Origin of the sequence: Veillonella parvula, assembly GCF_018378075.1 — a bacterium.
GTDB classification, from domain to species: domain Bacteria; phylum Bacillota; class Negativicutes; order Veillonellales; family Veillonellaceae; genus Veillonella; species Veillonella parvula_K.
The window spans coordinates 153,638-165,800 of sequence record NZ_JAGZYE010000002.1 but is presented as its reverse complement, the minus strand read 5'-3'; the positions used below and the strand labels follow the sequence as shown (position 1 = coordinate 165,800).

Genomic DNA, 12,163 nt, shown 5'->3' with positions numbered 1-12,163 from the left:
AAACAAAAAGGGTAGATATAGCCAACACCTAATGCATGTGCCATAGTCTTGTCGGTCTATACCTACCCTAGTCTTTCATATGTTATGTGGGAAGTCCCTACAATTATAGGCCAAAGCGAGCCATGATTGTATCTACATGTCTTAGCAATTTATATGGGTCGAAGCATGCATCGATTTCCTCATCAGTCATGTATTTCTTAATATTTTCATCAGCTTTTAAACCTGTTGCAAAGTCTTTGCCTTCAAGCCAGCGTTCCATAGCATGTTTTTGAACCCAACGGTATGCTTCGTCACGTACCGCACCTTTATCTACAAGGTTTGTCAAAATTGTTTGGCTAAATACGAGTCCCCCTGTGAGGTTAAGATTTTTAAGCATGGTTTCAGGGTATACCAACAATTTATCAATGGTGCGAATTGTTAGGTGCAACATATAATTTAATGCGATTGTCGCATCCGGCAAGATCACGCGTTCTACAGAGCTATGAGAAATATCGCGTTCATGCCACAATGCTTGATCTTCGTAAGCAGATTGTGCATAGCCGCGAAGTAAGCGCGCCATACCGCAGATTCTTTCACAAGTAATAGGATTCCGTTTATGAGGCATCGCAGAGGAACCCTTTTGTTTAGGGCTGAAATATTCTTCTGCTTCGCGTACCTCTGTACGTTGTAAGTGACGGATTTCCAATGCGATTTTGTCTAATGTACCGCCTACAACAGCGATGGTAGACAACAACTCAGCATGGCGGTCACGTTGCACCACTTGCGTAGCAATTTTAACAGGTTCAAGGCCTAATTTTTCACACACATATTGTTCTACGAATGGATCGATATTGGAGTATGTACCAACAGCGCCGGACAATTTACCAACGGCAACGCTTTTACGCGCATGCTCCATGCGTTCAATATCACGTTCTACCTCTGCCATCCACAACGCCAATTTCAAACCGAATGTAGTTGGTTCGCCGTGGATGCCGTGGGTACGTCCAATCATAGGAGTATATTTGAACTCAGCTGCACGACGACGCAATACTTCGTGCAAACGCTTTAAGTCATCAATTAAGATATCGCAGGCTTGTTTCATCATGTACCCAAGCGCCGTATCTTTCACATCTGTAGAGGTAAGGCCCAGATGGATATATTTTGCCGCTTCAGGACCTACGTATTCGCCCACTGCTGTTACGAAGGAAATAATATCGTGGTTCGTTTCCTTTTCGATTTCATGAATGCGCTCAACGTCGAAATTGCCCTTTTCACGAATTGTTTTTGCCGCTTCTTTAGGAATAACGCCCAACTCAGCTTGTGCCTCGGATGCGAGGGTCTCCACCAATAACATTGTGTCGAATTCGTTGCGTTCGCTCCAAATATGGCCCATTTCTTCTCGTGTATAACGTGGTATCATGATGTCTCCTTTGCATGATAAAAGCTAGATTTATAGGATTATTGTACCATATGTGAAAGCTCCATTCAACGAACGGAACTAAATTTTCCGAATGATAATTATATTAATTTTACTTATTGTTCGTATTTATTAAATTAATTATCACTTTAACGATTTTCTTTAAGACTTTGCTTGAGATTATATACCTCTATCCCTTCATTGATACGTTGTATTCGCTTAATCATTTTTGGATGAGTAATAAACAAGCGACTGAAAAATCCTGTACTTTCACAATCATATAATTCACCATTCTCTAGAATACCAATTTGTTCAGTAGCAAGTCCTAATGAAACTAGACCATCACGCAGCTCCCGCCCCAAACCAATCGAAACGGCATAGGCATCAGCAGCATACTCTCGACGACGGCTATCAAAATAATAGGTAATCCACTTCGGTAATAGAAGTACATATTTCACGATTGCAATCATAACGATAAGAATTAATTGAATAATACGTACTACGATATTAACAATTGGTATAATAGCCAGTATATTTAAAGCAAAATTTAGATATATTACAAGATTTAAAATTAATTGCCCTAGTCGATCCATAGCATAGGTAATGGTTAAATAGATAGTATCACGATGCCGTAAATGGCCTAATTCATGGGCAAGAACACCTAATAAATGCCGTTTATCTAACGAATACAAGGCTCCTGTATAAATCGTAATGTGATTTAATCCAGATGCAAAGGCATTAATTTCCTCATCTGTACGCATGCGCAATATCAGTGAGTTACGTGCTACACCGCTAAATGCACATAATTCCTCAAACAGCGGTTCAATATATTCAGATTCTTCTGCATTTGGTTTTCTTTCACCTTGCAATACATGGACAATCCAACTAAAAGGTGGCAAAAATAATCCGATGGCCACAATAATAGGCAACGCAAAGGATATAATAATATATACATCGAGCTTATCCACTAAATGTAGCGGTTTTATAAGCCAGTCCCATGAAAACGGATACACATATTGAACTACAGATTCTAAAATAGGAAAAAATACAAATACAATAATAACATTAACAATATAGGTAAGAATAACTTGAATCATAATCTCTCACTTTGATTTCTCATATAGTTATATAGTAATAAATTAATTTATAATATATCATAGCTATACATTGTGATATATAATAAACATACAGACTAAATGTACTGCGAATAATTGCTCAATCTATACACGAGCTTTATACTAATAGTAACAAACATTTCTACTATGGGGGAGGCTTTCATGGCAACTTTAAATCGTAAGGAACGCCGCGCACAGCGCAACGAATCTAATACTATAGGTATTCTATTACGTCTATTCTTTGGGCTCAGCTTTATCGGCTTGGCGGTAGTCCTTTTTGGCGAGTTTGATTATAACTTTATCTTCTCCATCTTTACGGCAGACATCGTAGTATCTTTAATTTACGTAATGACGAATAAATCGCGTATTACTACATCCTTAGCAGTAAACACAAATGTACGCGTTATCATCGCATTTCTCATCATGTTGATTACCATGTTCTTCTATGCTTTTGCATTGTGGCGAGCTGATCAATTCAGCACTCCTATGCAAGTCACATTATTCATCGGCGGCGCCATCGTATATCTAGCCGTCTTCAACTCCACGAAAACAATACTTACCAATCAAAATTAATACAATACATATAATTAATCCTTGAAATATAACTCAACATGACTCAGATAGAACAAGTATTTCATAGTAATACATAGTATCAATCAATACAATCATTTTTTACAACCATAACAAAGAGGCATATCCCATACTAATGTATGTAAGATATGCCTCTTTATTGTCCTAATACAACAGGAACTGCTAGATATACAGGTTCCCCTCTTCGATTGATAATAGAACCACTGCTTTTAACGATGCGCATTGCTTCCTCTTTGACTGGTTGCGGTACATCCTCTGCGATGAGCGGTGTATGTTCTCCTACGATGACATGTCCATTAACGTCAAAGTTAACGCGCACTACAACCTTACCTGTTACAATTGACCCCTTCCCCTGTTCTTGTACAGTTCGTAAATATTCTTGGGGGTTGATATCCGACTTTTGTAAAAGCGCTTGTTGCCCTGGTGTTAGGAGCCCCCACGCAAGATCAGATAGGAAGGATAAATCACTAGCTTCGGCAAAGCCGTTTCCATTCGCATTCGGATCAGATGTTATATCCTTACCTATAGGAGCATTGTCAGGCTTAGAGGATTTCCCGTCTTTGGAATCATTTCCACCCGTAACTACAGCTTGTTCATTATTAGTCGTTTCCGATTCTATGGCCTTGGGAACGGCCCATTCACGACGAGCATTAGATGTAGTCTTATTGGCATTTAAATTGTGAGCACTTTCATCACCTGTATTTTCCGTTACAAGAGGATCTGCCTTAGGCGCAGGCCCTTCTGGAGTCGGAGGTTCAACCGGTGGCTTATCCTTAGGTATAGGCTCAATAGCGGTAGTTTTCGCATCACTTTCACTATCCTCAGGCAGATGAAAGCTAACCTCTGCGGCATCATAAGCCACACCGGTTCCAACGATACCACGCAAGGAAAGCCCCATGCCAGAGATAAGCATGATGGTAATGCCTAAAGATATAATAAAAGGTTTCAGATAATGTGATTCAAACATGGAATCACTTCCGTTCCGTAGCGACGCTAATATATTTAGCACCGTTCACCTTGAGCATGTCCAAAAGCTCGATAACATCGTTATAATATACATCTTTTGAAGCACGAATCACAAAGGCTTGTTGAGGTGCTTGTGTAACGATAGATTTGACCTCTTGCGCCAAGCGATCCGAAGAGATTTCCTGATTATCGATATACAGCGTGTGCGTTGTGGTCAAGGTAATGGTGATAGGTTCGATAGATTTCGCTGTAGACGTCGATGCAGATGGTAAATTAAGCGGAATTTGTTGCTCTGTATTCATGTACAGCGTGCCTACCATGAAAAATACTAATAAAAAGAATACGATATCAATCATGGGAATAATCATGATGGTAGGCTCTTTTTTAACCCCTAACGTGCGTCGTCTCATATATCATGTTCCTCGTTGTACGCATCAAGAATGTTGCCGCACTCATGTTCTAATGTCGCCACAGAATCATTGACCTTTGCCGCACAGTAACTGTGAAAGCCAAGGGCAATAATGGCCACGGTCAAACCTGTAGCCGTTGCCACTAAGGCTTCAGAAACACCACCTGTAATAATGGTCGGAGCCCCAATGTCGCCACCTACCACAGCAAACGCACGAATCATACCGAGGACCGTCCCTAGCAACCCCAATAACGGAGCCATTGTTACAATCATGCTGAGCCAACTAAGGCCGCGTTTTAAACGTTCATCAGCGTACGACACTACATCTTGAAGGCGGTTTTCCAAGCCATTATAATTCTTTGCATTGCGGATAGCACGGGCAAATAAAGAACCAAGTTCCTCTGTATCCCGTTCCAAAACACTTGGTAACATAATCCAAGATTGATTCTTCTCTAAGACCTTATTAAAACGGCGCAAATCCTTTGTAAACTTGCGATATAGAAAGATACGTTCAATGCCAATCATCAAGGTAAACAGTAAAAAAATCACCAGCGGATACATAACAAATCCACCAGCTACAAATAAATGCGCTATACTACTCATACTAACCTCCAAAAGCCACATACTTTTAGGCTCTATCCGGGTTAATTATACCACGTTTTATCCCACCGAAAACAGATATAGAGCGTAAAACCACAACATAAATAGATATAGGATGACTTGCAAGATAAATATAGACTAATTCGCTAGATAGACATAAGCTAGCTAAAGTCCACAGGATAAAATTAGGGTTATAGGGCAAAACCAACACGTTTTGTCCTATAACCCTAAAATTAAAATACAAAAAGGCTGCACTAGAAATGATATACATTCTAGTACAGCCTTTGATACGTTCCTAAATAGATTAGTCTTTTTTAATAAAGCCTACAATGAAGCCACCTACTGACAGTGCAATGCCTAAACCGCTACAGAACATACCAATAGAATACCACAATGTGTAAGATTGGTTATTCTCAGAAATCGCCTTTGCTGCCGCTTGAGCATTTGTAGCATTTCTCGCAATTTCCAAATTAGCCGCCCCTGGATCTGGATTTAATAATAGAATCGCAATACCAATAATTAGAACGACTACACCTACAGGTAATAATAATTTTTTGTTCATTTGAATGCCCCTCTCGTAACATTAAACGATTAATAAATAATATAACTTAATTATACACTGATTTTTGCATTTTAAAAAGATGAACTTATATATTAATCATCTTTTATTAGACAATTAATAGCAAATAATTAGTCGCAATTAGTTATTATGACATAGAAAAAGGCATAGTATGCAACTACTATTGGTCCAAATCCAACAGTGAACATTGATACTATGCCTTTTACAAATACATCTGTAGTTATATCGAAATGCATACGATTGCTAGTGGAGTGCGTATTAAGATAAGTTATGCCGGCTTATCTAATATATATTTAGCAATACGATTATATTTAATAATACAATATGTATTTACCGATCTACTTATTGTAAAGACTTATCGAAAACGCCAATAAGTTCTTCAACGGCTTGAGATTCGCTCATTTCACCGTCTAAGACAGCGGCTTCGACTTCGCCCATGCGACCTTGAATGACTACATTGTTAAAGAATAGGTTGTGCAAGTGTTCGTCAATCATATCGCGTACCCAACGGAGGGATTGTTCTTGACGACGTTTTAAGAAGACCCCATTTTCTTTGCCTTGTTCAGTAAACTCTTGGATAACATCCCACAATTCATCGAGGCCATCCTTTGTAACAGCTGAACATGTATAGGCTTGAGTCTTCCATTTTTCCGTAGCTGGACGGATATAATGTAACATCCGATCGTAATCACTACGAGCAATGAGTGCTCGTTTGAGATTATCTCCATCAGCCTTGTTGACCACAATAGCATCAGCAAGTTCCATAACGCCTTTTTTGATGCCTTGCAATTCATCGCCTGCCCCCGTTAAAACGATGAGCATAAAGAAGTCTACCATGGAACGCACGGTAACTTCGCTTTGCCCAACCCCAACGGTTTCAACGAGAATAATATCGTACCCAGCAGCCTCACAAAGTAGCATAGTTTCTCTACTTTTACGAGCCACACCGCCTAGTGTACCACCAGCTGGCGATGGACGAATATAAGCCTCTGGGTGTTTCGTCAACGTTTCCATCCGCGTTTTATCACCCAAGATACTGCCTTTTGTGACTTGGCTCGTAGGGTCTACAGCCAGTACGGCAACCTTGTAACCCGCTTCAATGAGCATGTTACCGAAGGCTTCAATAAACGTACTTTTACCAGCCCCAGGCACACCAGTAATACCGATGCGCAATGCCTTGCCCGTGCGAGGCAATACGGCTTGCAACACCTGTTGAGCTAGTTTGAAATGGTCCTTATTATTACTTTCTACTAATGTGATAGCCCGTGAAAGTATAACGCGGTCCCCCTGCTCGATACCGCGTACATAATCAGCGACAGTCAATTTCTTTCGCCGCTGTACGGGACGTACCGCTGGAGCCAGATGAGCTGAACTAGATAAGAGGCCGTCATGCATTTCCTTGACGCCTTTCATTACGTGACACGCGTAAGTATCATCTTTCTTCGCTTCTTCTGGCACCCAGTCGGGACGATAGGTACTACCCTCGGTGCTTGCGTTTTTTACACCTAATTCAGGGGCTTTGCCTTCACCAGTGGTGAAAGTTGCGTCCTGTGTATTGCGCAATTCATCCGGAGTAGGCCGTTTGTTATCAGTCATGAGACTCGTCTTGAACGTGACTAGTCAATGTTTCTAGTAATTTTTTCGCCGCTACTGGCAAAACTGTACCAGGGCCAAAGATAGCCACTGCGCCATGTTCGCGTAGGAATTCATAGTCCTGAGCAGGGATTACGCCGCCGATGGCAACTAAAATATCTCCACGGCCCCGCTTGTTGAGTTCCTCTACAAGTTGAGGCAATAATGTCTTATGCCCCGCCGCAAGAGAACTAAATCCGACAATATGAACGTCATTATCCACCGCATCTTGTGCTGTTTCTTCTGGAGTTTGGAACAAAGGTCCGATATCCACGTCAAAGCCCATATCCGCGAAGGATGTAGCGATAACTTTGGCACCACGGTCATGACCGTCTTGGCCCATCTTCGCAATCATGATACGAGGGCGACGACCTTCGAGTTCTTCAAAGTTATCTGCCATTTGGCGTACTTCTTTGATTACATCGTCATCTTCAAATTCGCTGGAGTATACACCGGAAATAGAGCGAATAACCGCTTTATGACGACCGCATACCTTTTCAACAGCAAAGGAAATTTCCCCCAAGGATGCACGAGCACGAGCCGCTTCAAGTGCAAGGGCAAGCAAGTTACCTTCGCCCGATTCTGTAGCCTTTGTGATCGCTTCAAGACAGGATTGAACCTTTTCTTCATCCCGGTTAGCACGCAATTGTTCGAGACGACGAATTTGGGCTTCCCGTACAGCCGTGTTATCTACGTCGAGGATATCCAATGGATCTTCTTTATCTAGACGATATTTATTGATACCGATGATCGCTTCACGACCAGAGTCGATACGAGCTTGGCGACGTGCGGCAGCTTCTTCGATACGCATCTTAGGAAGCCCTGTATCGATAGCTTTCGCCATACCGCCAAGGGACTCGATTTCTTGAATATGACCCCAAGCGCGACGAATCAATTCATCTGTCAACGCTTCTACATAGTAGGAACCGCCCCATGGGTCGATAACTTTACATACCTTAGTTTCATCTTGGATGTAAAGCTGAGTATTACGCGCAATACGTGCAGAGAAGTCCGTAGGCAACGCAATGGCTTCGTCAAGCGCATTCGTATGTAGAGATTGCGTATGACCTAACGCGGCACCCATCGCTTCCATACATGTACGAGCCACGTTGTTGAACGGATCTTGTTCTGTAAGAGACCAACCAGATGTTTGGCTGTGAGTACGAAGTGCCATGGATTTAGGATTTTCAGAGCCGAAGCTATTGATAATCTTAGCCCATAACATACGAGCCGCACGCATTTTTGCCACTTCCATGAAGTAGTTTTTACCGATTGCCCAGAAGAAGGACAACCGTGGTGCGAACTGGTCAACGTGAAGGCCTGCATTAACACCGGTACGGATATATTCAAGACCATCGGCCAATGTATACCCTAGTTCGATGTCCGCAGTAGCGCCCGCTTCTTGCATATGGTAGCCAGAAATGGAGATACTGTTGAACTTAGGCATGTACTGGGATGTGTACGCGAAGATATCGCCGATAATACGCATGGACGTAGCTGGAGGGTAAATATAGGTATTACGTACCATGAACTCTTTCAAAATATCATTTTGGATTGTACCAGCCATAACCTTTTTATCTACGCCTTGTTCTTCACCAGCCAAGATGTAGAACGCCATTACTGGCAATACGGCGCCGTTCATTGTCATGGATACGGACATTTGATCAAGAGGGATACCGGAGAATAGAATTTCCATGTCGAGAATGGAGTCTACCGCAACGCCCGCTTTACCAACGTCACCTACTACACGAGGATGATCGGAGTCATAACCACGGTGAGTAGCAAGGTCAAAGGCGATAGACAAACCTTTTTGGCCCGCTGCCAAGTTACGACGATAGAACGCATTGGATTCTTCCGCTGTGGAGAAACCCGCGTACTGACGTACTGTCCAAGGACGAGTAACATACATTGTGGAATAAGGTCCACGCAAGAATGGAGGTACACCAGCCATATAGTCAAGGTGTGTCATCCCTTCATAATCCATCTCTGTATAGAGAGGCTTTAGTTGGATTTGCTCCATTGTTGTATTATATAAATCTTCAAAGCTTTTTCCTGTTTCTTTTTGAAGTTCAGCAAGCCATGCATCGCGAGATGTTGCTTTCTGAGATTCCAAGCCAAGAGAGGAGAAGTCTGGATTTTTAAACATGAGCTCACATCCCTTTCTTATCTTGTAACGTATTCAAGATTTCGTAACAATTTGCACGAACAGAAATGAAGTCGTCCACGCCAGCTTCACGGTATACAGGTTCTAAGTCCTTAGGAGGTGCCCCTGCTAAAATAACCGTTACATGCGGCATAGTTTCTTTCAATTCTTTAGCGAGTGGTGGTACCAATTCTGGATAGGTATCATCTGTAGAACAGATAACAACTACATCAGCACCACTTTCACGAGCAGCTTTCGCCGCATCAGCCGTTGTTTCATGTCCATCATTTTTGATAACTTCAAAAGCCCCTACTTCGAAGAAGCCTGTGGAGAAGTCCGCACGAGGTTTATGTTGAGGGATTGGCCCCATGTTAGCCAAGAATACCTTCACATTATCTTTCGTACGTTGTTTATAATTCTCAGTGCGCATGCGAAGTGCTTCAAACTGTTCAGTCCAGCGATGAGCTGCAATGGATTCAATCGTTTCGGAAGCAATATCGCCAGCATCTAAAGCCTTGCGGATTTGACGTATTGTTAATTTTTGTAATGCACCGAGTTCAATAAGGCCAATCAAAGCGCCTGGCTCTGTCGTACCTGCTTCTAGGGTAGCCTGTGCTTTCACAACCGCATCTGGCTCCGCACTCGCCAAGTACTCTTCGATCTGAGCAACCCGTTTTTGACGCAATGTTTCTTGATTTTCTGGTTTTGAATCAAGCAATTCCTCAGTCATGTTCGCATACATGTTGTTACCTACAGCCACATCTTTGCGGAATGCAAGGTTTTTGAAGCGTTCATCAAGAACTGCTTTAACTTGAGCTTGTGGATAGCCTTCTTTCAAAGCTGCTATGATGCCACCTTTAGACTCAATAGTTTGGAACTCAGCCCAGATTTTTTCGCATAATTCAGCTGCCAATGTTTCCACATACCAAGAACCGCCTACAGGGTCCACCGGTTGACGCAACTCGAACTCAGTTTGCAACATAACTTGGATGTTACGGGCAATACGACGAGAGAAATCGTCAGCCTTGCGAATTGGTTGGTCGAATGGGGACACTTCAAGGCTATTCAAACCGCCTACAACGCCAGAGAATGCTTGTGTTGTATTGCGCAACAAGTTTACATATGGGTCGTATACAGTTTTTGTGAAAGCCGATGTTCTGCCGTGTACATGAACGGCACGGTCAGCTTCTTCTGCACCGAAGGCCTCCATAATGCGCGCCCAAAGCACACGTAATGCACGTAATTTAGCAATTTCCATGAAGAAGTTTGCACCTAAGGAGAATGTAAACATCATGCTGTTAGCAATAGTGTGAATATCGATGTTACGTTGTGCTAATTGACGAACATAACAAACTGCTGTTGCCAATGCATACGCAACCTCTTGCACATCATTAGCGCCACCATTAGCGTATACATCGCCAGATACGAGTACAGTTTTAAGTTCTGGAGCTTGTTCTTTAGCCCATACAACAGTATGTGCCATTTCATCAAAGGCTGTATCTAAAGACATATGCAATGTACCATCTTTAGCCCAAACACCAATAGGATCTGCACCAACGAGACCTTTCAAGTCAGAGGTTTGTTTTTTAGAGCCTTTCACCGTAGCGGCTAACATACCGAGCAAGATAGCTGCAGAAGCACCTGTTTCAATGTATAAAGGGTTTTCCTTCAAATTAAAACGCTCAATCAATTGGCTACAATCATCCATAGTAGACAGAGATGTACCGCCGATACCAACAGCTGCGCCTACTTGCACATCTTGATCATGGCGTGTTGCTTCATCAAGGCGAATATTGTGAATGGTGCCACCTTTTACAATTTCGTATAAACTTGCATGATTAGCATCCTTAGGAAAGGATTCGTCTACATATTGGGATACGCCCCAAGAGTCTTTAATATAACCACTTGCCTTTGTGCCACGTAGGAACTCACCTGCTCCAGGATATACACCCTTTGGAATTTTTTCTCCATGCAATGCAGGTGTGTAAATTGGTTGTAACGTAATTCCCTCATAGGTTTTAGTGAACATCTTCTTATGGAAGTCGCCACCTTTTAACGCTTTTTCAACCTCGGCCTGCCATTGTTCATACGTAGGTTTCTTAAACTCATCAAAGGATACAGGTGCTAATAAATCGCGTTCAGCATCCTTTGAAGTCTTTTTGTCAGACATATATGTGCCTCCTTTTCAACTCGAAACCATACCGAGAAACAGCGCACCGTACCTGCGAATTGTTAGATATATGAATCACTCGAGCTTTATCTTATTGGACCACATCAACCTCAAAATGTGTCCATCTGTTTAATATCTATAAAACCTGATTCCTATACTCAACATCCACTCTAAGGGCAATAAAAAACGTGCCACCTAAAGTGACACGTAAGGTTTCTTATTGAAAGGTACACTAAAAAATACTGTAGCCAGCATACCCCAATCCCCTTCCTATCGCTCGTAGGTACATAACGGTGATTATCAAATAGGCAGTTCTCCTGGCTCGGGATCATCACCTCGCTTTCGCCTTCCCAGATTACTCCAGTGACATGTATGAAAGCAGGCTCATCCTTACAGTGGCGGGACCGCATCGGCTTATACCGATTTCTCTATTAAGTCTTGCGACACCTATTCTCTATATTCGTTGTTCTAAGTCCAATATAGTGTAACAATATGCACAAAGTCAATGAACATAACATTTAATCATAAGTGCCAAAATCAAAGTTATAATTGAAAATCATA

General features: G+C 42.1%; 10 protein-coding genes and 1 riboswitch. Of the genes, 1 reads left to right on the top strand and 9 read right to left on the bottom strand.

Features of this window, described 5'->3' with window-relative positions:
* Positions 1 to 103: 103 nt before the first annotated feature.
* Together purB and KH286_RS03475 are read right to left on the bottom strand one after the other, a co-directional pair.
* Entirely contained in the window at positions 104 to 1,399 is a 1,296-nt protein-coding gene (purB, locus tag KH286_RS03480) for an adenylosuccinate lyase (protein ID WP_278617611.1), read from the bottom strand.
* 146 nt (positions 1,400 to 1,545) lie between these two features.
* Entirely contained in the window at positions 1,546 to 2,493 is a 948-nt protein-coding gene (locus KH286_RS03475; protein WP_004698199.1) for a zinc metalloprotease HtpX, read from the bottom strand.
* Between the two features lie 180 nt (positions 2,494 to 2,673).
* On the opposite strand from KH286_RS03475, the gene KH286_RS03470 reads away from it, so the two are divergent.
* Positions 2,674 to 3,084, top strand: a complete 411-nt coding sequence (locus KH286_RS03470; RefSeq protein ID WP_004698294.1) for a hypothetical protein — start codon at positions 2,674 to 2,676, stop codon at positions 3,082 to 3,084.
* A gap of 154 nt (positions 3,085 to 3,238) precedes the next feature.
* Here the strand turns inward: KH286_RS03470 and KH286_RS03465 are convergent, their stop codons facing one another.
* The 7 genes from KH286_RS03465 to KH286_RS03435 form a co-directional block, all read right to left on the bottom strand.
* Positions 3,239 to 4,069, bottom strand: coding sequence for a hypothetical protein (locus KH286_RS03465; protein WP_058948289.1), 831 nt, complete (start codon positions 4,067 to 4,069; stop codon positions 3,239 to 3,241).
* A gap of 4 nt (positions 4,070 to 4,073) precedes the next feature.
* The gene (locus tag KH286_RS03460; protein ID WP_004694558.1) at positions 4,074 to 4,478 is read right to left on the bottom strand and encodes an ExbD/TolR family protein; all 405 of its coding nucleotides are present in this window, start codon (positions 4,476 to 4,478) and stop codon (positions 4,074 to 4,076) included.
* Positions 4,475 to 5,080, bottom strand: coding sequence for a MotA/TolQ/ExbB proton channel family protein (locus KH286_RS03455; RefSeq protein WP_038125655.1), 606 nt, complete (start codon positions 5,078 to 5,080; stop codon positions 4,475 to 4,477). Before KH286_RS03455 ends, KH286_RS03460 begins: the two co-directional genes overlap by 4 nt.
* A 301-nt stretch (positions 5,081 to 5,381) precedes the next feature.
* Complete coding sequence (locus KH286_RS03450; RefSeq protein ID WP_004698152.1) at positions 5,382 to 5,639, bottom strand: hypothetical protein; 258 nt, start codon at positions 5,637 to 5,639, stop codon at positions 5,382 to 5,384.
* Positions 5,640 to 5,999: 360 nt separating this feature from the next.
* Complete coding sequence (gene meaB / locus KH286_RS03445) at positions 6,000 to 7,253, bottom strand: methylmalonyl Co-A mutase-associated GTPase MeaB (RefSeq protein WP_004694551.1); 1,254 nt, start codon at positions 7,251 to 7,253, stop codon at positions 6,000 to 6,002.
* Complete coding sequence (gene scpA, locus KH286_RS03440; protein ID WP_060919469.1) at positions 7,246 to 9,435, bottom strand: methylmalonyl-CoA mutase; 2,190 nt, start codon at positions 9,433 to 9,435, stop codon at positions 7,246 to 7,248. The genes meaB and scpA overlap by 8 nt, the downstream gene beginning before the upstream one ends.
* A 4-nt stretch (positions 9,436 to 9,439) precedes the next feature.
* Positions 9,440 to 11,602 (bottom strand): methylmalonyl-CoA mutase family protein, encoded by a 2,163-nt coding sequence (locus KH286_RS03435; protein ID WP_270279062.1) that lies wholly within the window; start codon positions 11,600 to 11,602, stop codon positions 9,440 to 9,442.
* Positions 11,603 to 11,892: 290 nt separating this feature from the next.
* Positions 11,893 to 12,068: riboswitch (cobalamin riboswitch) on the bottom strand.
* Positions 12,069 to 12,163: the final 95 nt, after the last annotated feature.

Coding starts and splice junctions, on each gene's coding strand:
- KH286_RS03475 (WP_004698199.1), bottom strand. CDS start 2,493: ATGATTCAAGTTATTCTTACCTATATTGTTAATGTTATTATTGTATTT.
- KH286_RS03465 (WP_058948289.1), bottom strand. CDS start 4,069: ATGTTTGAATCACATTATCTGAAACCTTTTATTATATCTTTAGGCATT.
- KH286_RS03460 (WP_004694558.1), bottom strand. CDS start 4,478: ATGAGACGACGCACGTTAGGGGTTAAAAAAGAGCCTACCATCATGATT.
- KH286_RS03455 (WP_038125655.1), bottom strand. CDS start 5,080: ATGAGTAGTATAGCGCATTTATTTGTAGCTGGTGGATTTGTTATGTAT.
- meaB (WP_004694551.1), bottom strand. CDS start 7,253: ATGACTGATAACAAACGGCCTACTCCGGATGAATTGCGCAATACACAG.
- scpA (WP_060919469.1), bottom strand. CDS start 9,435: ATGTTTAAAAATCCAGACTTCTCCTCTCTTGGCTTGGAATCTCAGAAA.
- KH286_RS03435 (WP_270279062.1), bottom strand. CDS start 11,602: ATGTCTGACAAAAAGACTTCAAAGGATGCTGAACGCGATTTATTAGCA.
- purB (WP_278617611.1), bottom strand. CDS start 1,399: ATGATACCACGTTATACACGAGAAGAAATGGGCCATATTTGGAGCGAA.
- KH286_RS03450 (WP_004698152.1), bottom strand. CDS start 5,639: ATGAACAAAAAATTATTATTACCTGTAGGTGTAGTCGTTCTAATTATT.
- KH286_RS03470 (WP_004698294.1), top strand. CDS start 2,674: ATGGCAACTTTAAATCGTAAGGAACGCCGCGCACAGCGCAACGAATCT.